The 23,011-nt window shown below is 44.5% G+C and carries 18 protein-coding genes and 3 tRNA genes; 1 reads left to right on the forward strand and 20 read right to left on the reverse strand.

What is annotated here, in order from left to right:
- Positions 1-14 precede the first annotated feature (14 nt).
- The 18 genes from rplC to JK628_RS22255 all read right to left on the reverse strand — a co-directional run bounded on the left by rplC (position 15) and on the right by JK628_RS22255 (position 19,803).
- Positions 15-653, reverse strand: coding sequence for a 50S ribosomal protein L3 (gene rplC / locus JK628_RS22170; RefSeq protein ID WP_202287036.1), 639 nt, complete (start codon positions 651-653; stop codon positions 15-17).
- Between the two features lie 24 nt (positions 654-677).
- Positions 678-989, reverse strand: coding sequence for a 30S ribosomal protein S10 (rpsJ, locus tag JK628_RS22175; RefSeq protein WP_005503530.1), 312 nt, complete (start codon positions 987-989; stop codon positions 678-680).
- Between the two features lie 360 nt (positions 990-1,349).
- Positions 1,350-2,534: an elongation factor Tu gene (gene tuf / locus JK628_RS22180; RefSeq protein ID WP_202287037.1), complete on the reverse strand. Its 1,185-nt coding sequence runs from the start codon at positions 2,532-2,534 to the stop codon at positions 1,350-1,352.
- 85 nt (positions 2,535-2,619) lie between these two features.
- The gene (fusA, locus tag JK628_RS22185; protein WP_202287038.1) at positions 2,620-4,716 is read right to left on the reverse strand and encodes an elongation factor G; all 2,097 of its coding nucleotides are present in this window, start codon (positions 4,714-4,716) and stop codon (positions 2,620-2,622) included.
- Between the two features lie 75 nt (positions 4,717-4,791).
- A complete protein-coding gene (gene rpsG, locus JK628_RS22190; protein WP_202287039.1) occupies positions 4,792-5,262 on the reverse strand; it encodes a 30S ribosomal protein S7 in 471 nt (156 codons plus the stop codon).
- Between the two features lie 80 nt (positions 5,263-5,342).
- Positions 5,343-5,717: a 30S ribosomal protein S12 gene (gene rpsL, locus JK628_RS22195; RefSeq protein ID WP_101088981.1), complete on the reverse strand. Its 375-nt coding sequence runs from the start codon at positions 5,715-5,717 to the stop codon at positions 5,343-5,345.
- Positions 5,718-5,906: 189 nt separating this feature from the next.
- Entirely contained in the window at positions 5,907-10,121 is a 4,215-nt protein-coding gene (rpoC, locus tag JK628_RS22200) for a DNA-directed RNA polymerase subunit beta' (protein WP_202287040.1), read from the reverse strand.
- 80 nt (positions 10,122-10,201) lie between these two features.
- On the reverse strand, positions 10,202-14,233 hold the full coding sequence (rpoB, locus tag JK628_RS22205; protein WP_202287041.1) for a DNA-directed RNA polymerase subunit beta: 4,032 nt from the start codon (positions 14,231-14,233) through the stop codon (positions 10,202-10,204).
- Positions 14,234-14,472: 239 nt separating this feature from the next.
- Positions 14,473-14,838: a 50S ribosomal protein L7/L12 gene (gene rplL / locus JK628_RS22210; RefSeq protein WP_202287042.1), complete on the reverse strand. Its 366-nt coding sequence runs from the start codon at positions 14,836-14,838 to the stop codon at positions 14,473-14,475.
- Between the two features lie 56 nt (positions 14,839-14,894).
- A complete protein-coding gene (gene rplJ / locus JK628_RS22215; RefSeq protein ID WP_202287043.1) occupies positions 14,895-15,392 on the reverse strand; it encodes a 50S ribosomal protein L10 in 498 nt (165 codons plus the stop codon).
- A 268-nt stretch (positions 15,393-15,660) separates the two neighbouring features.
- Positions 15,661-16,362 carry a 50S ribosomal protein L1 gene (rplA, locus tag JK628_RS22220; protein ID WP_202287044.1) on the reverse strand — a complete coding sequence of 234 codons (702 nt, stop codon included), beginning with the start codon at positions 16,360-16,362 and terminating at the stop codon, positions 15,661-15,663.
- Positions 16,363-16,366: 4 nt separating this feature from the next.
- Positions 16,367-16,795 carry a 50S ribosomal protein L11 gene (rplK, locus tag JK628_RS22225; protein WP_160798931.1) on the reverse strand — a complete coding sequence of 143 codons (429 nt, stop codon included), beginning with the start codon at positions 16,793-16,795 and terminating at the stop codon, positions 16,367-16,369.
- Between the two features lie 127 nt (positions 16,796-16,922).
- Positions 16,923-17,474, reverse strand: coding sequence for a transcription termination/antitermination protein NusG (gene nusG / locus JK628_RS22230; protein ID WP_202287045.1), 552 nt, complete (start codon positions 17,472-17,474; stop codon positions 16,923-16,925).
- Positions 17,475-17,483: 9 nt separating this feature from the next.
- A complete protein-coding gene (gene secE, locus JK628_RS22235; RefSeq protein ID WP_202287046.1) occupies positions 17,484-17,855 on the reverse strand; it encodes a preprotein translocase subunit SecE in 372 nt (123 codons plus the stop codon).
- Between the two features lie 290 nt (positions 17,856-18,145).
- Positions 18,146-19,330 carry an elongation factor Tu gene (gene tuf / locus JK628_RS22240; protein WP_202287037.1) on the reverse strand — a complete coding sequence of 395 codons (1,185 nt, stop codon included), beginning with the start codon at positions 19,328-19,330 and terminating at the stop codon, positions 18,146-18,148.
- Between the two features lie 195 nt (positions 19,331-19,525).
- Positions 19,526-19,599: transfer RNA gene (locus JK628_RS22245), tRNA-Gly, on the reverse strand.
- Between the two features lie 35 nt (positions 19,600-19,634).
- Positions 19,635-19,719 (reverse strand) — tRNA-Tyr (locus JK628_RS22250).
- A gap of 8 nt (positions 19,720-19,727) precedes the next feature.
- Positions 19,728-19,803 (reverse strand) — tRNA-Thr (locus JK628_RS22255).
- Between the two features lie 231 nt (positions 19,804-20,034).
- Between JK628_RS22255 and coaA the strand changes: the two genes are divergently transcribed.
- Positions 20,035-20,985, forward strand: a complete 951-nt coding sequence (gene coaA / locus JK628_RS22260) for a type I pantothenate kinase (RefSeq protein ID WP_202287047.1) — start codon at positions 20,035-20,037, stop codon at positions 20,983-20,985.
- Positions 20,986-20,991: 6 nt separating this feature from the next.
- On the opposite strand, the gene birA is transcribed toward coaA, so the two are convergent.
- Together birA and murB are read right to left on the reverse strand one after the other, a co-directional pair.
- Positions 20,992-21,954, reverse strand: a complete 963-nt coding sequence (gene birA / locus JK628_RS22265) for a bifunctional biotin--[acetyl-CoA-carboxylase] ligase/biotin operon repressor BirA (RefSeq protein ID WP_202287048.1) — start codon at positions 21,952-21,954, stop codon at positions 20,992-20,994.
- A gap of 1 nt (position 21,955) precedes the next feature.
- On the reverse strand, positions 21,956-23,008 hold the full coding sequence (murB, locus tag JK628_RS22270) for a UDP-N-acetylmuramate dehydrogenase (RefSeq protein WP_202289929.1): 1,053 nt from the start codon (positions 23,006-23,008) through the stop codon (positions 21,956-21,958).
- Positions 23,009-23,011 lie beyond the last annotated feature (3 nt).

Here is a 23,011-nt window from a genome sequence, read left to right on the forward strand (position 1 = left end):
TATCTCCTCAGACCTTAAGCTTTAACAGCTGGTTTGATGATCAGGTCGCCATTAGTAGCGCCTGGAACTGCACCCTTAACCAGTAGCAAGTTACGCTCAGCATCTACACGAATAACGTCTAGATTCTGCGTAGTAACACGCTCTGCACCCATGTGGCCTGACATTTTCTTACCTTTGAAAACGCGACCAGGTGTCTGGTTTTGACCAATAGAACCGTTAGATCTATGAGCCAAAGAGTTACCATGTGTCATATCTTGGGCATGGAAGTTCCAACGCTTAATACCGCCTTGGAAACCTTTACCTTTTGATTGACCAGTTACATCTACTTTCGCAATTTCAGCGAAAATATCTACATTAAGCTCAGCACCAACTTCAATGCCTTCACCTTCATCATCTGCCAAACGCATTTCCCATAAACCACGACCGGCTTCAACGCCTGCCTTAGCAAAGTGACCTGCTTCTGGTTTAGTGATGCGATTAGCTTTTTTGGTACCAGTAGTTACTTGAAGTGCGCGGTAACCGTCTGTAGCCAAAGTTCTCACTTGGGTTACACGGTTAGCAGCAATTTCAATTACTGTTACAGGTACCGACGCGCCATCTTCATTGAAGATACGTGTCATACCTACTTTACGACCGATAAGACCGATAGCCATCTCTCAAACCTCTTTTAAGCTCAATTAACCCAAGCTAATTTGAACGTCAACACCCGCTGCAAGATCTAAACGCATAAGTGCGTCTACAGTCTTTTCAGTCGGCTCAACGATATCAACAAGACGCTTGTGAGTACGAAGTTCGTACTGATCACGCGCATCTTTATTAACGTGTGGAGAAGTCAAAATGGTATAACGTTCTTTACGCGTAGGTAGTGGAATTGGACCACGAACCTGTGCGCCTGTACGCTTAGCAGTTTCAACGATTTCCGCAGTAGACTGATCAATCAAACGATGATCAAATCCTTTTAAGCGGATACGGATTCTTTGGTTCTGCATTGACCAGAGCTCCTAAAATGTACACATAAAAAATCACCCTCTAGCTTCTTCCATTTGGAAAAGCAGAGCGAGATGATTTAACCGTTCGACTCACAATCGGAGCCGCTGTTTTTTTTACGTCAACCTCAAGGGTAGACTAATTTCATTCGCCTAATGGTTAAGGCGAGGGGGTATTATACTGATATTTGCTCTCAGATCAACCCCACTGTTTGAAATACCGTCAAATAGACAGGTTCCAACAAAGTGGCCGCTATTATACCGAGCCAGATCGAGATTACTAGCCTCAATAACTTTTCTCGAGCAAATAAAAAAGGCAGCCTAAGCTGCCTTTTTTTGATATCGAGTTAAGATTCGTCGCTATTAAGCAACAATCTCAGCTACAACACCAGCACCAACTGTACGGCCACCTTCACGGATAGCGAAGCGTAAACCTTCGTCCATCGCGATTGGGCAGATAAGCGTTACTGTCATAGCAACGTTATCACCAGGCATTACCATCTCTACGCCTTCTGGCAATTCGATAGTACCAGTCACATCCGTAGTACGGAAGTAGAACTGTGGACGATAGCCTTTGAAGAATGGAGTGTGACGTCCGCCTTCTTCTTTTGACAGAACGTAGATTTCTGACTTGAATGTTGTGTGTGGAGTGATTGAACCAGGAGCAGCAAGAACCTGACCACGTTCAACATCTTCACGCTTAGTACCACGTAGAAGAACACCACAGTTCTCGCCAGCACGACCTTCGTCAAGAAGCTTACGGAACATTTCAACACCAGTACAAGTAGTCTTAGTAGTATCACGGATACCAATAATTTCTACTTCTTCACCAACTTTGATGATACCGCGCTCTACACGACCAGTTACTACTGTACCACGGCCTGAGATTGAGAAAACATCTTCGATTGGAAGAATGAATGCACCATCAATTGCACGCTCTGGCTCTGGAATATAAGTATCTAGAGCTTCAGCAAGCTCAAGGATCTTAGCTTCCCACTCTGGCTCGCCTTCAAGGGCTTTAAGCGCAGAACCTTGGATAACTGGTAAGTCATCACCTGGGAAGTCATATTCAGAAAGAAGTTCACGAACTTCCATCTCTACAAGCTCAAGAAGCTCTTCGTCATCTACCATGTCACACTTGTTCATGAATACGATGATGAATGGTACGCCAACCTGACGTGAAAGCAGGATGTGCTCACGTGTTTGTGGCATTGGACCATCTGTAGAAGCAACTACTAGAATCGCGCCGTCCATTTGAGCAGCACCAGTAATCATGTTTTTAACATAATCGGCGTGACCAGGACAATCTACGTGTGCGTAGTGACGTGCAGGTGTGTCATATTCGATGTGAGAAGTATTAATTGTAATACCGCGCTCACGCTCTTCAGGAGCGTTATCGATCTGTGCGAAATCTTTAACTTCACCACCGTAAGTCTTAGTTAAGACTGACGAGATAGCAGCTGTTAGCGTTGTTTTACCATGATCGACGTGTCCAATAGTACCAACGTTGACATGCGGTTTATTACGTTCAAATTTTTCTTTAGCCACGATATATTCCTTTCTTTTCAGAAAATGCTCGGTTCAATTAACCGAGCAATAGCAATTAATTATATCAACAATAGAGTCGGACTGTTTAGCCGCGAGCTTCTATTATTGCTTTAGTAACATTTTGCGGTGCATCGGAGTACTTCAAAAACTCCATAGAGTATGAAGCACGACCCTGAGTCGCAGAGCGCAAATCGGTTGCATAACCGAACATTTCAGACAACGGCACTGTTGCATGCACAAGTTTAACGCCTGCGATACCATCATCCATACCTTCAATGAGGCCACGACGACGGTTTAAGTCTCCAACAACATCACCCATATGATTTTCAGGTGTTGTCACTTCAACTTTCATACAAGGTTCAAGCAAGGCAGGGTCTGCTTCGAGAGCACCCTTTCTAAAGCCCATTGAACCGGCGACTTTAAAGGCCATTTCGTTCGAATCCACATCATGATATGAACCATCAAACAAAGTAACTTTTACGTCTAGAATAGGGAACCCGGCTAATACGCCGCTGTTCATCTGTTCTTGAATGCCTTTATCTACTGCTGGGATATATTCTTTTGGAACACTACCACCAACAATTTCGTTGACAAACTCATAACCAAAACCCTCTTCTTGAGGTTCTAGCTTTAACCAAACATGACCGAATTGACCTCGACCACCCGATTGGCGTATGAACTTACCTTCAACTTCCACGGTTGCGCGGATAGTCTCACGATATGCAACTTGAGGTTTACCTACATTACAGTCAACACCAAACTCGCGACGCATACGGTCAACGATGATATCTAAGTGTAGCTCACCCATACCAGAGATCAGTGTTTGACCCGATTCTTCATCAGTTTCAACACGGAACGACGGATCTTCCGCTGCAAGTTTTTGCAACGCCATCCCCATCTTATCCTGGTCTGCCTTGGTTCTTGGTTCAACAGCAATAGTAATTACGGGCTCAGGAAACTCCATGCGCTCCAAAATTACTTTATGATCGCTATCGCACAATGTATCGCCAGTCGTCACGTCTTTAAGACCAATAGCAGCAGCGATGTCGCCAGCGCGTACTTCTTTAATCTCTTGACGGTCATTAGCGTGCATCTGCACCATACGACCAATACGTTCACGTTTTTGCTTAACAGAGTTATAAACGCCAGAACCGGTTTCCAATACACCTGAATAAACACGCATAAAGGTTAAAGTTCCCACGAATGGGTCTGTTGCAATCTTAAATGCTAAGGCAGCGAAAGGCGCATTATCATCCGCAGGACGATCAGTTTCTTTCTCATTGTCATCTATTCCCGTAATTGCAGGAACTTCGACTGGTGATGGTAGAAAATCTACCACTGCATCGAGCACCGCTTGCACACCTTTGTTCTTAAAAGCAGAACCACAGGTGACCAAGACGATTTCGTTATTTAAGGTACGTTTACGTAATGCCTCTTTGATCTCAACTTCGGTAAGCTCACCTTCTTCAAGGTACTTTTCCATCAGTTCGTCAGTAGCTTCCGCGGCACTCTCAACCAAATACTCACGCATCTCTGCTGCTTTATCGGCTAAATGGGCTGGAATTGCTTCATAACTGAAAGACATTCCCTGATCTTCTTCAGACCAGTTAATCGCTTTCATCTTGATCAAATCGACTACACCTTTGAACTCCTCTTCTGCACCGATATTCAATTGAATAGGTACACAAGTTGCTCCAAGACGGTTACGGATCTGTTCGACTACGCTATCAAAGTCTGCGCCTGCTCGGTCCATCTTATTAATGAATACCAAACGAGGGACGTGATACTTATCAGCTTGACGCCAAACAGTCTCGGATTGAGGTTCTACCCCAGATGAACCACAGAATACCACCACAGCACCATCTAAGACTCGTAGTGAACGTTCTACTTCAATAGTGAAGTCAACGTGACCAGGAGTATCGATGATGTTGATACGGTGTTCAGTAAACTGCGCATCCATTCCGCGCCAGAAAGTAGTCGTTGCGGCTGATGTGATGGTAATCCCACGCTCCTGCTCCTGTTCCATCCAATCCATAGTGGCTGCGCCATCATGGACTTCACCGATCTTATGAGACATACCGGTGTAGAATAGAACACGTTCAGTTGTGGTGGTTTTACCAGCGTCAACATGAGCGACAATACCGATATTTCGGTAGCGCTCAATTGGAGTTGTACGAGCCACGATTTATACCCTCTTAGCTAAAACCTGAGTGTTAGCAATGCAAGTAAGGCGTGGGACATTGCCCACGCCAAGATATTACCAGCGGTAATGAGCAAACGCTTTGTTTGCTTCTGCCATACGATGCACGTCTTCGCGCTTCTTAACAGCAGTACCTTTGTTTTCTGATGCGTCTAGCATTTCACCGGCTAGACGTAACGCCATAGATTTTTCACCACGCTTACGTGCAGCTTCAACCAACCAGCGCATCGCTAGTGCGTTACGACGCACTGGACGAACTTCACATGGTACCTGGTATGTAGAACCACCAACACGACGAGACTTAACCTCGACTGATGGACGTACATTGTCCAGGGCTGCTTCAAGGATAACTAGATGATCTTCGCCTTTCTTTTCGAAAGCGGTATCTAGTGCCTTGTAAATAATTTTTTCTGCAGTCGACTTTTTGCCGTCCTGCATAATGACGTTGATGAACTTAGCCAGCAACTCACTGTTGAACTTTGGATCTGGTAGGATTTTACGTTGTCCTACAACGCGACGTCTTGGCATAACAATTTCTCCGTATGCTTCAGGGACCCCAAAACTGGAATCTCAATAAAAACTAGCTTGGCCTTACTTAACGGAAAACGTTAAGACTTAGGACGCTTAGCACCGTACTTTGAACGACCTTGACGACGTTCACTTACGCCAGCACAATCTAAAGCGCCACGTACAGTGTGGTAACGCACACCCGGTAAGTCTTTTACACGACCGCCACGGATTAGAATTACACTGTGTTCCTGCAGGTTGTGGCCTTCACCGCCGATGTACGAAGTAACTTCGAAACCGTTAGTTAGACGCACACGAGCTACTTTACGTAGTGCAGAGTTAGGTTTTTTTGGTGTGGTTGTGTATACGCGAGTACAAACACCACGTTTTTGTGGACACGCTTCCAACGCTGGCACATTAGTCTTATCGACTTTAGGTGCGCGTGGCTTACGTACCAACTGGTTTACAGTTGCCATGTATAGCTCCGAATCAGTTGACTAAATCAACAGTAAGGTGTGAAAAATCTATATCCCACAGGTGTGGGACGCGAAATTTTAGAAGTGTATGGCGTTAGTGTCAAGAAATAGACAACTTTTAACCGATTTAAAGTAAAAAAAAGGCGCCAAAGGCGCCTTTTTTACAATCTATTTACTTTTCAGACTGAATTAATCAGAACTTCCAGCTAAATTTAGTAGATCTGCAAGGTTCTGCTCAGCTTCGCTAGCACTAATTGTTGGTGCTTCAGTCGACGTAGGTTTCGCCGCTTCTGCCGCACGCTTCTGATGGTATGAGTAACCCGTACCAGCAGGGATCAATCGACCCACAATTACGTTCTCTTTAAGACCGCGCAATTTATCTTTCTTACCACCAACAGCTGCTTCAGTAAGAACACGAGTGGTCTCCTGGAACGATGCTGCTGAGATGAAAGATTCTGTTGCTAGAGACGCCTTGGTAATACCAAGAAGTTCGCGCTCAAAGGTCACTAGCTGCTTACCTTGTGCTTCAAGTTCGCGGTTAGCGATCTTAACACGTGATACTTCAGCTTGCTCACCCGCTAGGAATTCACTGTCACCGGCATTAGTAATCTCACACTTACGCAGCATCTGGCGAATAATCACCTCGATGTGCTTATCGTTGATCTTAACACCCTGTAGGCGGTAAACATCTTGCACTTCATTTACGATGTAGTTTGCCACATTGTGGATACCACGTAGACGTAGAATGTCGTGTGCAGCTTCTGCACCATCAGCAATAACTTCACCACGTTCGACTTTTTCACCTTCGAACACGTTAAGGTTACGCCACTTAGGGATCATCTCTTCATAGTGATCGCCACCTTCAGCAGGTGTAATCACTAGACGACGCTTACCTTTAGTTTCTTTACCAAACGAGATAGTTCCCGAAACTTCAGCAAGAATAGCAGGCTCTTTTGGCTTACGCGCTTCGAACAAGTCGGCTACGCGCGGTAGACCACCGGTAATATCACGAGTCTTAGACGATTCTTGAGGAATACGAGCTAATGCATCACCAACGTTAATTGGTGCGTTATCGTCAAGGTTGACAATCGCGTTACCAGGCAAGAAGTATTGCGCTGGTACTTCAGTACCAGGGATCTTCAAGTCGCCACCATCAGCAGCAACTAGACGAATCATCGGACGCATCTCTTTACCGGCTGTTGGACGTTGTGCAACATCTAATACTACGATAGATGATAGACCCGTAAGCTCGTCTGTTTGACGTGTCATAGTGACACCTTCAATCATATCTACGAACTTAGTACTACCCGCCACTTCTGTGACAATCGGGTGAGTATGTGGATCCCAGTTAGCGATAATTTCGCCAGCTGCAACAGGTGCGTCTTCTAATTTTTCTAGAATAGTACCGTATGGCACCTTATAACGCTCTTTCTCACGACCTAGCTCATCAATGATGGCTAGCTCAGATGAACGCGATACGATAACCAACTTACCATTGCTGTTTGTTACATGCTTAGCATTGTGCAGCTTTAGAGTACCCGCGTTCTTAACTTGAACGTTGTTCTCTGCTGACGCACGAGATGCTGCACCACCAATGTGGAAGGTACGCATCGTAAGCTGTGTACCAGGCTCACCAATTGACTGAGCCGCAACAACACCGATTGCTTCACCTTGGTTGATGATATGACCACGAGCCAAATCACGACCATAACAAGCCGCACAAACACCGAAGTCTGTATCACAGCTAATCACTGAGCGAACAATCATTTCATCGATAGAGTTATCTTCGACGATGTCACACCAAGCTTCATCAAGCAGTGTATTACGTGGCACAAGTACATCTTCAGTACCAGGCTTAAATACATCTTGAGCAACAACACGACCTAGAACACGTTCACGTAACGGTTCAACAACATCACCACCTTCAATAAGCGGTTTCATTGTTAGACCTTCGAACGTGCCACAATCTTCTTCAATGACAACTAAATCTTGTGCAACGTCTACTAGACGACGAGTCAGGTAACCAGAGTTAGCTGTCTTCAATGCCGTATCCGCTAGACCTTTACGCGCACCGTGAGTAGAAATAAAGTATTGAGATACGTTTAGACCTTCACGGAAGTTAGCGGTAATTGGTGTTTCGATGATTGAGCCATCAGGCTTAGCCATCAGACCACGCATACCCGCTAGCTGACGAATCTGTGCAGCACTACCACGAGCACCAGAGTCGGCCATCATGTAAATACTGTTGAAAGATTCTTGCTGCTCTTCTACACCGTCACGGTTAATCACGGTTTCAGAAGACAAGTTATCCATCATCGCTTTCGACACTTTCTCGTTCGCGCTTGCCCAGATATCGATGACCTTGTTGTAACGCTCACCAGCTGTTACTAGACCTGATTGGAACTGCTCTTGAATTTCAAGAACTTCCGCTTCAGCATCAGCAACTAGCGTATATTTCTCATCTGGAATAACCATGTCATTGATACCAACAGAGGCACCAGACACAGTAGCAAAATGGAAACCGGTATACATCAATTGGTCAGCAAAGATAACTGTATCTTTAAGACCTAGTTGACGGTAACAAGTGTTCAATAGCTTAGAGATCTGCTTCTTACCCATGTTCTGGTTAACCAGATCATAAGATAAGCCTTTAGGCAGGATCGTTGAAAGCAATGCGCGACCGACTGTAGTATCTACGACACGACGAGTCTTAACTTTTTCGCCAGCTTCGTTAATCTTGGTTTCGGTAATACGAACCTTAACGCGTGCATGCAATTCAACAAATCCGGTGCGGTAAGCTTTTTCAGCTTCAGCCACATCAGAGAATGCCATGCCTTCACCCTTGCCGTTAATACGCTCACGGCTGGTGTAGTACAGACCCAATACAACATCTTGTGACGGTGTGATAACCGGCTCACCGTTTGCAGGCGATAGAATGTTGTTGGTAGACATCATTAGTGAACGTGCTTCTAGCTGAGCTTCCAGCGTTAGCGGCACGTGAACAGCCATTTGGTCACCATCGAAATCGGCGTTGTATGCCGCACAAACCAATGGGTGAAGCTGGATCGCTTTACCTTCGATTAGTACTGGCTCAAATGCCTGGATACCCAATCTGTGCAATGTTGGTGCACGGTTAAGCATCACTGGGTGTTCACGAATAACATCGTCTAGAACATCCCAAACTTCAGGTACTTCACGCTCAACCATCTTCTTAGCAGCTTTAATGGTAGTAGCTAAGCCACGACCTTCTAACTTGCCATAGATGAATGGCTTAAATAGCTCTAGTGCCATCTTCTTAGGAAGACCACACTGGTGTAAGCGAAGAGTTGGACCTACGGTAATTACCGAACGACCAGAATAATCAACACGCTTACCTAGCAAGTTCTGACGGAAACGACCTTGCTTACCTTTGATCATATCGGCCAAAGATTTAAGCGGACGCTTGTTAGAACCTGTAATAGCACGACCACGACGACCGTTATCCAATAGCGCATCAACAGATTCTTGCAACATACGCTTTTCGTTACGTACGATGATATCTGGAGCAGCTAGATCTAACAGACGCTTTAGACGGTTGTTACGGTTGATGACACGACGGTAAAGGTCGTTCAAATCAGACGTAGCAAAACGTCCACCATCTAGTGGAACTAGAGGGCGTAGATCAGGTGGCAGTACTGGCAGCACTTTAAGGATCATCCACTCAGGCTTGTTACCTGATTGGAAGAATGCCTCAACAAGCTTAAGACGCTTAGTGATCTTCTTACGACGAGTCTCAGAGTTGATTGATGGCAACTCTTCGCGCATCATCTCAATCTCTTTCTCAAGCTCGATAGCACGTAGCAATTCTAGAACTGCTTCAGCACCCATCTTAGCTTCGAATTCATCACCGTACTCTTCCAATGCATCCAGATAGTTTTCTTCTGTCAGCATTTGGCCGCGTTCAAGACTGGTCATGCCAGGCTCGATTACGACGAAAGATTCGAAGTAAAGTACACGTTCGATATCACGAAGTGTCATATCTAGCATCAAACCGATGCGAGACGGAAGTGACTTCAAGAACCAAATGTGTGCCACTGGGCTTGCAAGATCGATGTGACCCATACGCTCACGACGTACTTTAGTCTGTGTAACTTCTACGCCACACTTTTCACAGATCACACCACGGTGCTTAAGACGCTTATACTTACCGCATAAACATTCGTAATCTTTTACTGGACCAAAAATACGCGCACAAAACAGACCTTCACGCTCAGGCTTGAATGTACGGTAGTTAATGGTTTCTGGCTTCTTAACTTCACCAAAAGACCAAGAACGGATCAAATCAGGTGACGCTAGGCCAATCTTGATTCCATCAAATTCTTCAGTCTTGCTTTGCTGTTTCAGAAACTTTAATAAGTCTTTCACGTTTCTCTCCTGAAGGAGTTAAACCGGGTGCCCTGCTAATGCAAAGCACCGATTTTGCCAAATAGAGGCGGGAACCAGTTTTACTTGGTATCCAACTCAATGTTGATACCGAGTGAACGGATCTCTTTCAACAATACGTTGAAAGATTCAGGCATACCTGGTTGCATCTGATAGTTACCGTCGACGATGTTCTTATACATCTGAGTACGACCGTTCACATCATCTGACTTAACAGTTAGCATTTCCTGAAGGGTATATGCTGCACCGTAAGCTTCAAGTGCCCATACTTCCATCTCACCGAAACGCTGACCACCGAACTGTGCTTTACCACCCAATGGCTGCTGAGTAACAAGACTGTACGAACCGGTAGAACGGGCGTGCATCTTATCGTCAACCAAGTGGTTAAGCTTGAGCATGTACATGTAACCAACGGTTACTTGACGCTCAAATTCGTTACCAGTACGACCATCACATAGCGTTAGCTGACCTGATGTCGGTAGGCCTGCAAGAGCAAGCATCTGCTTGATCTCTTTCTCTTTGGCACCATCAAACGCAGGTGTAGCTGTTGGTACACCGCCTTTAAGGTTTTTAGCTAGACGCAAGACTTCATCATCAGTAAATGAATCGATATCGACGCGCTGCTGCACTTCGTCACCTAATTCATAAACTTCTTTAATGTATCCGCGAACTTCTGCCAATTCGCGCTGCTCTTCAAGCATTTCAGTAATACGATTACCGATACCTTTAGCTGCAGCACCCATATGAACTTCAAGTACTTGACCGATGTTCATACGTGACGGTACACCTAGTGGGTTCAATACGATATCCACTGGGTTACCTTTGTCATCGTAAGGCATGTCTTCAACAGGACAAATCTTAGAGATTACACCCTTGTTACCGTGACGACCCGCCATCTTATCACCAGGCTGGATAGTACGTTTAACTGCAAGGTAAACCTTAACAATCTTCAGTACGCCAGGTGCTAAATCATCACCTTGAGTGATCTTACGACGCTTAACTTCAAACTTCTTATCGAAATCTGCTTTTAGCTCTTCCGCTTGCTCAGCTAATTGCTCTAGCTCAGTTTGCTTACCTTCATCATCGATGGTTTGAACCAACAACTGTGAACGTGGAATCGCATTAAGTTGCTCTTCGGTGAAACCTGCACCTAATAATAGGTTGCGGGCACGACCAAGAACACCCTCTTCAAGAATTTGGAACTCTTCAGTCAAATCCTTCTTCGCTTCCGCGATGTGCAACTCTTCAATCTCAACAGCACGCTTATCTTTATCAACGCCGTCACGAGTAAACACTTGAACGTCGATGATAGTACCTTTAACAGAGTTAGGTACACGCAATGAACTGTCTTTAACGTCAGAGGCTTTTTCACCGAAAATAGCTCGGAGGAGTTTCTCTTCTGGAGTCAGCTGTGTTTCACCCTTAGGTGTCACTTTACCAACTAGGATGTCGCCACCCTTAACTTCAGCACCGATATAAACGATACCTGATTCATCTAGCTTAGAAAGCGCAGACTCACCAACGTTTGGAATATCAGCAGTGATCTCTTCGCTACCCAACTTAGTATCACGAGCGATACAAGAAAGTTCTTGAATATGGATAGTCGTGAAACGATCTTCCATAGCCACGCGCTCAGAGATAAGGATTGAATCCTCAAAGTTGTAACCGTTCCAAGGCATGAACGCGATACGCATGTTCTGACCGAGAGCCAAATCACCCAAATCGGTAGATGGACCATCAGCAAGTACATCACCAGTAACAACTGGATCGCCCATAGAACAACAAGGACGCTGGTTAATACAAGTGTTCTGGTTAGAACGCGTGTATTTAGTCAAGTTGTAGATATCGATACCGGCTTCACCTGGGTGTAGCTCAGATTCGTTTACCTTAACAACGATGCGACTTGCATCTACGTAGTCGATATAACCGCCACGCTTAGCAACAACAACAACACCAGAGTCAACAGCAAGAGTACGCTCAATACCAGTACCTACTAACGGCTTATCAGCCTTTAGTGTTGGTACGGCTTGACGTTGCATGTTTGCACCCATCAATGCACGGTTCGCATCATCGTGTTCTAGGAACGGAATTAGCGATGCCGCAACAGAAATAATCTGTTGTGGTGAAACATCCATATATTGGATATCAGCAGCACCCATAAAGGTAGAATCACCTTTATGACGACAAGCAATAAGCTCATCCATCATGCGACCGGTTTCATCAAGCTGAACGATTGCCTGTGCAATAACGTAACGGCCCTCTTCAATAGCTGACAAGTAATCTACTTCGTCAGTTACTACACCATCAATTACCTTGCGGTAAGGTGTTTCAAGGAAACCATAGTTGTTAGTACGAGCAAAGGTTGACAACGAGTTGATCAAACCAATGTTTGGACCTTCAGGAGTTTCGATTGGACATAGACGACCGTAGTGCGTCGGGTGTACATCTCGAACCTCAAAACCAGCACGTTCACGAGTCAAACCACCAGGGCCAAGCGCAGAAATACGACGCTTATGCGTCACTTCTGAAAGCGGGTTGTTTTGATCCATGAATTGCGAAAGCTGTGAAGAGCCAAAGAATTCTTTAACAGCTGCAGAGATTGGCTTAGCGTTGATCAAATCCTGAGGCATTAGCTCATTCAGATCGCCAAGGCTCAAACGCTCACGTACGGCACGTTCAACACGAACTAGACCAACACGGAACTGGTTTTCAGCCATTTCGCCAACACTACGGATACGACGGTTACCTAGGTGATCGATATCATCAACTTCGTCAAATCCATTACGGATGGCGATGATGTTCTTCATCACGGCAACGATATCTTCTTTAGAAAGGATACCCGTACCTTCATCATCATCAATACTTAGACGACGATTGAACTTCATACGACCTACTTTAGAAAGGTCATAGCGCTCTTCGCTGAAGAAAAGGTTATTAAATAACGCTTCTGCAGCATCTTTAGTTGGTGGCTCGCCTGGGCGCATCATACGGTAGATTTCAACAAGCGCTTCTAAGCGGTTTGTTGTTGAATCGATACGTAGAGTGTCAGAGATATAAGCACCGTTATCAAGCTCGTTGATATACAGTGTGCTTACTTCTTTAACGCCAGCAAGCGAAAGCTTAGCGAGATCTTCTAGGCCAATTTCTGCGTTTGCAGAAACCAAAACTTCACCTGTATCTGGATCAATATAGTCTTGACCAGAAATCTTGCCTACGATGTACTCAACAGGTACTTCAAGCTCAGTAGTCTTAGTCTTTTCAAGTTGACGAATATGACGTGCAGTAATGCGACGTCCTTTCTCAACAAGAACAGTGCCATCGGCTTCTTTAATATCATAGCTTGCAGTTTCGCCACGCAGACGATCAGCAACCAAATCCATTACTAATGAATCATTTTTGATCTTAAAGTTTACGCGATCGAAGAACAGGTCAAGAATATCTTGAGTCGAATAATCTAATGCGCGAAGAATGATCGATGCAGCCAATTTACGACGGCGGTCAATACGAACAAACAATGCATCTTTAGGATCGAATTCAAAGTCTAACCAAGAACCACGGTAAGGAATAATACGTGCGTTATACAGCACCTTACCTGAAGAGTGGGTTTTACCACGGTCATGATCGAAGAATACGCCCGGGCTACGGTGTAGCTGAGATACGATAACACGCTCAGTACCATTAATTACAAAGGTACCGTTGTCAGTCATAAGAGGGATATCCCCCATATAAACTTCTTGTTCTTTAATGTCTTTCACAGTGCCAGGTGCAGCTTCACGGTCATAAAGCACCATACGCAATTTAACGCGCAGTGGAGCAGAATATGTAATACCGCGGATTTGACACTCTTTCACATCAAAAACTGGCTCGCCTAGTTTGTAGCTGACATATTGCAGCTCCGAGTTACCAGAAAAGCTCTTGATGGGAAAAACGCTACGGAAAGCGGCTTCAAAACCACGCTCACCTGTAGGATCTTGATCGGTGAACTTCTTAAAAGAGTCCAACTGGATTGACAAAAGGTAAGGGATGTCCAGAACTTGTGGACGTTTACCGAAGTCTTTGCGAATACGCTTCTTTTCAGAATAGGAGTAAACCATGGGTTTCCTCTGATTGCGAGATGTGACCAAGACTGAAACAATCATCATGATTGAAACAGCGCGTTTGCCCATCACCGTTGAAAGCAAGAACCCAACCAGTAATCTCTGTTAGGAACTGCGAAATCTGGCGACAAACGGTGAAAAAAAAATCGCCTACGCTTACAGCGCAAAAAAGGCCGACGGTTAAAAAACCGCCAGCCTCCGCCCGATTTCTCGGGGGTAGTAAGTTAAAGTATAACTTACTTAATCTCTACAGAAGCACCAGCTTCTTCTAGATCAGTTTTAAGAGCTTCAGCTTCTTCTTTAGTGATAGCTTCTTTAACTGGAGTTGGAGCAGCTTCAGCCATAGCTTTAGCTTCTTTCAGGCCTAGACCTGTAGCGCCACGAAGAGCTTTAATTACTTTAACTTTGTTCTCACCGAAAGAAGTAAGAATTACGTCAAATTCTGTTTGCTCTTCAGCAGAAGCTGAATCGCCACCACCAGAAACAACAGCAGCTGCAGCTGATACGCCGAACTTCTCTTCCATTGACTCGATTAGTTCAACAACTTCCATTACAGACATTTCTGCAATAGCTTCTAAGATTTGGTCTTTTGTGATAGACATAACAAAAAATTCCTAATTGTACTGAATTCAATTTAATTAAGCGGCTAATAAAATTATTAAGCAGCTTCTTTCTGATCGCGTAGAGCGGCCAATGTACGAACCAACTTGCCAGCAGATGCTTCTTTTAGAGTCATCATGAACTGAGCTAGTGCTTCTTCGTATGTTGGTAGTTTTGCTAAACGATCGATATTTTCTGCAGGGATTAACTCCCCTTCAAAGGCTGCTGCTTTGATTTCAAACTTCTCTTGTGACTTCGCGAAATCTTTAAGAAGACGCGCTGCTGCACCTGGGTGCTCATTAGAGAATGCAATCAAAGTAGGACCAGTGAACGTATCGCTTAAGCACTCAAAATCAGTACCAGCGACAGCGCGTTTTACTAGTGTATTACGTACAACTTTAACGTATACACCAGCTTCGCGAGCTGCTTTACGAAGACCGGTCATATCACCTACAGTTACACCGCGTGAATCGGCTACAACTGCAGATAAAGCACCTTTGGCAGCTTCGGCGACTTCAGCAACAATCGCTTTTTTGTCTTCGAGTCCTAATGCCATTGGCTTTACTCCTGGATTCTATCTAGGGAAACTCCCTAGCAATTACCATGCTAAACATCTAATGATATCTAGCGACTTACGGCGCGAAAAGATCCAGCAGAATAAAATCTATCTGGGGTCCGACACCGTCTACGTAGGAGATTAAGTTAGTTATTCAACTAACACCTACGGTCTTGGACGGAGACTACTTTCTAATCTATTAGATTAAATCATAGCCCCAACCCTACAAAGTGCGCGCATTATAGACTAATGCGCGAGCTTTGTAAATTTACTTACCGTCGTCCAGAGTACCCTGGTCGACAGCAACACCTGCACCCATAGTGGTAGAGATGCTTACTTTCTTAAGGAAAACACCTTTAGCAGCTGCTGGCTTGGCTTTTTTAAGAGCAACAAGTAGAGCTTCTAAGTTTTCTTTAAGTTGAGCTGGTTCAAAATCCACTTTACCGATAGTAGTGTGGATGATGCCGTTCTTATCATTACGATAGCGAACTTGACCAGCTTTAGCGTTCTTAACTGCTTCAGCAACGTTTGGCGTTACAGTACCAGTTTTAGGGTTAGGCATAAGACCACGTGGGCCTAAGATTTGACCTAATTGACCAACAACGCGCATTGCATCTGGTGATGCGATAACAACGTCAAAGTTCATTTCACCCGCTTTAACTTGTGCAGCAAGCTCGTCCATACCGACTAGCTCAGCGCCAGCAGCAGTAGCAGCTTCAGCGTTAGCACCTTGAGTGAATACAGCTACACGTACGTCACGACCAGTACCGTGTGGTAGCACAGTAGCGCCACGAACGTTTTGGTCAGATTTACGTGGATCAACACCAAGATTTACAGCAACGTCAACACTTTCAACGAACTTAGCAGTAGCTAGTTCCTTAAGTAGTGCAACAGCTTCATTGATGTCGTAGTTCTTAGTCACTTCAACTTTTTCGCGGATCAAACGAGCGCGTTTAGTTAGCTTTGCCATTATATTAGTCCTCTACTACCAAACCCATTGAACGCGCAGTACCTTCAATTGAGCGAGTCATCGCTTCAATATCAGCACCAGTCATATCAGCGGCTTTAGTCTCAGCAATTTCCTGGACAGCGCTACGCTTGATAGTTCCCACTTTTTCAGTGTTCGGACGGCCAGAACCAGATTTCAAACCAGCTGCTTTAAGCAGTAGGAAAGATGCAGGTGGCGTCTTAGTTTCGAAAGTGAAAGAGCGATCAGTATATACAGTGATAACTACTGGAATCGGCATACCTTTGTCGAACTTTTCAGTACGAGCGTTGAATGCTTTACAGAATTCCATGATGTTAACACCTTTCTGACCCAATGCTGGGCCAACTGGTGGCGACGGGTTTGCAGCACCGGCTGCAACTTGTAGTTTGATGTAACCATCAACTTTCTTTGCCATGAGACATTTTCCTCAAGTTTGGGTTCAAACGCCATCAACACTATGTTGAAAAGCTCCCCGAAAAATATGGGTGCGAATTATATATAAATTCACACCCATTTCCAATCAATATTTGTGCTTTATTTAATCAGCTTTTTTCAATCTGACTAAAATCAAGTTCTACAGGTGTTGAGCGACCGAAGATCATCACAGAAACCTTAACGCGGTTCTTCTCATAATCCACCTCTTCAACAGTACCGTTGAAGTCAGCAAAAGGTCCGTCAGTAACGCGAACTACTTCACCAGCCTCAAACATCACGCGATGCGTTGGAGACTCAGTAGTGTCCTGCAGACGCTGAAGAATTGCATCAGCTTCTTTATCAGAAATTGGAGCTGGACGATCTGATGTACCACCAATGAAGCCCATTACACGAGGGATGCTCTTCACTAGGTGCCAGCTTTCGTCATTCATTTCCATCTGAACTAATACATAGCCAGGGAAAAATTTACGTTCGCTCTTACGACGTTGGCCTGCACGCATTTCAACGACTTCTTCAGTTGGTACTAGTACCTCACCGAAGTAATCTTCCATGTTATGCATTTGGATATGTTCGTTCAAAGACTTACAAACGCGGCCTTCATAGCCTGAAAACGCTTGTACTACATACCATCTTTTTTTAGCTTCAGTTGCTTCAGTCATTCGAGATGCCTATACGCCTGTAATAAAATTAACAATTCTAAGCAATACTGCGTCCATGCCCCAAAGGATTAATCCTAAAACGGCAGTTGCAGCTAATACAATAAAAGTTGTATTAAGTGCTTCTTGACGCGTAGGCCAAACCACTTTACGAACTTCAATCTGTGATTCACGAGCAAACGTTAATGCTTGCTTGCCTTTCTCTGTTTGCGACGCAATAAGACCAGCAATAGCAAAAGCGATTACAACACTTATAGCGCGAACTAGAACACTAGCTTCAGCGAAATAATGATTGCCAATAACAGCGGCAGCCAACAAGATTATAACTAGGCCCCACTTTATAATATCCAGAGAATTACCCTGGCTTTCAGTATTTGTTGTCATCGGTTAATTCCGTTACTTACTACGAACTGAGACTATTACTACTTTAAAATAGCATTTTACTCAGCGAAAAAATCAGTCAGGCTTTCAATCCAAACTGACGACTGCTCAATACACTCACCAAAAGTATATCCAGCGAGTCAAAAATCGGCCATAGATTGTATTCTTATTCCACGTATTTGGCAAGAATACATAGCCCAGCATAGCTAACAAAATTAGCATAGGCTTACAATAGAAACAAAAAAGGCAGCCTAAGCTGCCTTTTTTTGATATCGAGTTAAGATTCGTCGCTATTAAGCAACAATCTCAGCTACAACACCAGCACCAACTGTACGGCCACCTTCACGGATAGCGAAGCGTAAACCTTCGTCCATCGCGATTGGGCAGATAAGCGTTACTGTCATAGCAACGTTATCACCAGGCATTACCATCTCTACGCCTTCTGGCAATTCGATAGTACCAGTCACATCCGTAGTACGGAAGTAGAACTGTGGACGATAGCCTTTGAAGAATGGAGTGTGACGTCCGCCTTCTTCTTTTGACAGAACATAGATTTCTGACTTGAATGTTGTGTGTGGAGTGATTGAACCAGGAGCAGCAAGAACCTGACCACGTTCAACATCTTCACGCTTAGTACCACGTAGAAGAACACCACAGTTCTCGCCAGCACGACCTTCGTCAAGAAGCTTACGGAACATTTCAACACCAGTACAAGTAGTCTTAGTAGTATCACGGATACCAATAATTTCTACTTCTTCACCAACTTTGATGATACCGCGCTCTACACGACCAGTTACTACTGTACCACGGCCTGAGATTGAGAAAACATCTTCGATTGGAAGAATGAATGCACCATCAATTGCACGCTCTGGCTCTGGAATATAAGTATCTAGAGCTTCAGCAAGCTCAAGGATCTTAGCTTCCCACTCTGGCTCGCCTTCAAGGGCTTTAAGCGCAGAACCTTGGATAACTGGTAAGTCATCACCTGGGAAGTCATATTCAGAAAGAAGTTCACGAACTTCCATCTCTACAAGCTCAAGAAGCTCTTCGTCATCTACCATGTCACACTTGTTCATGAATACGATGATGAATGGTACGCCAACCTGACGTGAAAGCAGGATGTGCTCACGTGTTTGTGGCATTGGACCATCTGTAGAAGCAACTACTAGAATCGCGCCGTCCATTTGAGCAGCACCAGTAATCATGTTTTTAACATAATCGGCGTGACCAGGACAATCTACGTGTGCGTAGTGACGTGCAGGTGTGTCATATTCGATGTGAGAAGTATTAATTGTAATACCGCGCTCACGCTCTTCAGGAGCGTTATCGATCTGTGCGAAATCTTTAACTTCACCACCGTAAGTCTTAGTTAAGACTGACGAGATAGCAGCTGTTAGCGTTGTTTTACCATGGTCGACGTGTCCAATAGTACCAACGTTAACATGCGGTTTATTACGTTCAAATTTTTCTTTAGCCATGGTATTGCCCCAATCCAAAGTACTGGTGATGAAACTGCATATAGCAAAAAATCCGATGCATAAATGCTACCGAATCAGTGAGTAAGATAGTTGAGATATATAAGAAGCAGGAGGCGTGCTGACAGGTAGTCTTAAACTGGAAAAAGCACTCGCTATCGAGTGCTTTCTACTGATTAAGTATTATCAGCAAGAATTTGGAGCGGATGGCGGGAATCGAACCCGCGTTATCAGCTTGGAAGGCTGGAGTAATACCATTATACGACATCCGCGCAACCTACTTCAGGTTACCTAACTACCTAGAAAATGGTGGAGGGAGAAGGATTCGAACCTTCGAAGGCTGAGCCGTCAGATTTACAGTCTGATCCCTTTGGCCACTCGGGAACCCCTCCAGAGAAAATGGTGCCGGCACCAAGAGTCGAACTCGGGACCTACTGATTACAAGTCAGTTGCTCTACCAACTGAGCTATGCCGGCGTATCATTTCGGTAGCGGATATTATGGAAGTATGAGCACAAGTGCAATAGCAAAATCGTTTTTTTTTCATAAAAAACGTCAAACGGCGTTTTTTTATGCTCATTACCGCCGTAACGTTTACTTTTAAAGCGATCAAATTAATTTGATTAACATTGGCTAAAGGACTCCCCTGTTGCGGTTGTCGATAATAAATTCATAGTGTAATGTGCCCCCTTAATGGAGAACTTCGCAATGATGCAAAACAATCAAATTCATAAAGCACTTTATCTACCTTTTGAGCGCCAGCAGTGGGCTGAATTGAGAGAGTCGGTGCCTTTAACGCTCAGTGAAAATGATTTAGCTGACTTACGCGGTATCAACGAGAAAATATCACTGTCAGAAGTCACTGACATTTATCTCCCTCTGAGCAGATTGCTAAACCTCAATGTTGGTGCTAAACAGCAACGCGGCTTGGCACTTAATGAGTTTCTAGGTCGTGTTCCACCAAAAAGGCCTTACATTATCAGCATTGCTGGCAGTGTTGCCGTAGGGAAAAGCACAACAGCTCGTATTTTGCAGGCCCTGCTAAGCCATTGGCCCGAGCACCCAAAAGTGGATTTGATGACGACTGATGGTTTCTTACATCCGTTGGCGGAACTTAAACGCCGTGGCTTAATGCAGCGTAAGGGGTTTCCTGAGAGTTATGATATGAAGGGCTTAGTTGAGTTTATCTCCGCAGTTAAAGCAGGGGAAGCGGCTGTAAGCGCACCGATATACTCTCATATCACTTACGACAGAATACCCAATCAATTCCAATGGGTCCGCCAACCCGATATCCTCATCATCGAAGGTTTAAATGTATTGCAGACCGGGCAAGACTCTGCGGTAGACACTAGACGCCCCTTTGTATCTGACTTTGTCGACTTTAGTATCTATGTTGATGCAGAAGAGGAATTACTAAAGAAATGGTATATCGAACGGTTTTTACAATTTAGAACTGGTGCATTTAATGAAGAAAGCTCTTACTTTCACCATTACTCTCAACTAAGTGATGCCGAAGCGACTGCCATTGCATCGAAAATATGGGACAGTATTAACGGCCCCAACCTAACCCTGAATATCCAACCTACGCGCGAAAGAGCCCATCTTATTTTGCAAAAAGGACAAGATCACCTAATGGATCAAGTCCTATTGAGAAAGTAAAGCGGGTTAATTAAGCTTTCGCAGACTGATTTCACCGCCAATATAGCTTTTTAATCCCGCTGCTGTCTCCAGCACTACGGCACCCTGACGATCAATGCCTCTACAAATACCATGAACCTCATCCGCGCCTATGATTAACCTAATCTCTTGACCGTTAAAGAGATCAGCCTCTCCCCAGCGAGCTTGAAATGGCACTAACCCCTCGTGTTGAAATTTGCATAAGTCTTGCTGCAGTTGCTTCTGTAATAGGGCTAACAAAGCGGTTTTATTTGGCATACTTTCAAGTGAGCTCAGATCACTCCAGGGTTGATCAATCGATTTTCCTTGCTGTTCGCTCATCGCCATGTTCAAACCAATTCCGATAACAAGATTACACTCACTATCGGTCTGGCCACTCATCTCGATCAGCACTCCAGCTAACTTCTTACCAGCCAAGTAGATATCGTTTGGCCACTTAACTCCTATGTTGGCAACATTTAATTGCTTAAGCACTGACACTATTGAGCATGCAACCACCAAACTGAGCCCCATCGCCTGAGCCATACCCTGTGGGAACTGCCAATACATGGAAAAGTAAAGATGACAACCATATGGAGACACCCAAACACGCCCTCTTCTACCTCGGCCTGCGGACTGATATTCGGCAACACAAATATCACCAGAATCGAGTTCATCGGCATGCTTTAGGATGAAACCATTGGTACTTGTGATCTCATCAAAATAGAAACATCGCTGCTTTATCGCGTTTTTTAGCGTGCTTTCATCAACTAAAGAGAGTGGACTGCTTAACTTGTAACCCTTTCCCTTTACACTAAAAATATCAACGCCATACTCTTCCAATCCACTGATATGGTTAGCGACCGCCGTTCTCGACACTCCAAGTTTTACAGCCAACGCTTCACCCGACACAAAACACCCATTAGAAAGTTCCGCTAAGATGCTGCGTTTACGATTCCATTGCTCTGCCATACTATAAACTCCTTTCTCCAGTCGCGGCGATTATTCTAGGTTCAACTTCTAACTTCACACCAAATAGCGCTTCAACGCAATTAACAATATGCTTCGCCAACGCTAAGATATCATCACTAGTCGCATCATCTCTGTTTATTAATACCAGAGCTTGATTTTGGTGAACAGCCGCACCGCCAATTTGATACCCTTTTAAGCCTGCAGCCTCGATTAACCAACCGGCAGCGATTTTTGTATGAACCATCCCTTGTGGATATCCTACAATACCTGGGAACTTATCAACTAGAACACTAAATTGTTCGTTAGTAATCACCGGATTTTTAAAGAAACTACCAGCATTCCCCACCTTTTTAGGGTCCGGTAACTTCGCCATTCGTGTTTGGCATATACAGTCGAAGACTTCTTTCGGTGTCACATCGGTATTTTTCAGTGCTTTAAGAGGCCCGTAATCCAATTTAGGCTGCCATGCTTTAGCAACCTTAAATCCCACTTGAGTGATCACAGCTTTACCTAGTAATTGTTGCTTAAATATTGAATCTCGATAAGCAAACTCACAATCTTGTGCATTGAGTCGGATACACTCACCATTAGAGAGGTCTATGTACTCAACCCACTCACATAGATCATTTAGCTCAACACCGTAAGCACCAATATTTTGAATCGGTGCGGCGCCTACCTTACCCGGTATAAGCGCAAGGTTTTCGAATCCTGCGATACCTTGTTCTAAGCAAAAGCAAATCAATTCATGCCAATCTTCACCGGCTGCGACCGATAGAAGGTAATAACCTTCAATGGTAGTCACTTCAACTCCTCTCGTGTTGACCAGCACCACAGTGCCCTCGAAATCATCACAAAAAATGACATTGCTACCGCCACCAAGGACCAGCATAGGCTCTTTCGCTTGGTAAAGTGCTAAGCAGCAGGAGATTAACTGCTCAGTAGTTTTAACAACAATAAGCTCTCGGCAAGTATGTTCAAGGCCAAAGGAATTATGCGATTTTAGGGAGACGGAATGAGTCACGGAGGCAGTCTTTTTATCGGAGGAAAGGAGCATTGT

The organism is Shewanella sp. KX20019 (assembly GCF_016757755.1).
In the GTDB taxonomy this organism is placed as follows: domain Bacteria; phylum Pseudomonadota; class Gammaproteobacteria; order Enterobacterales; family Shewanellaceae; genus Shewanella.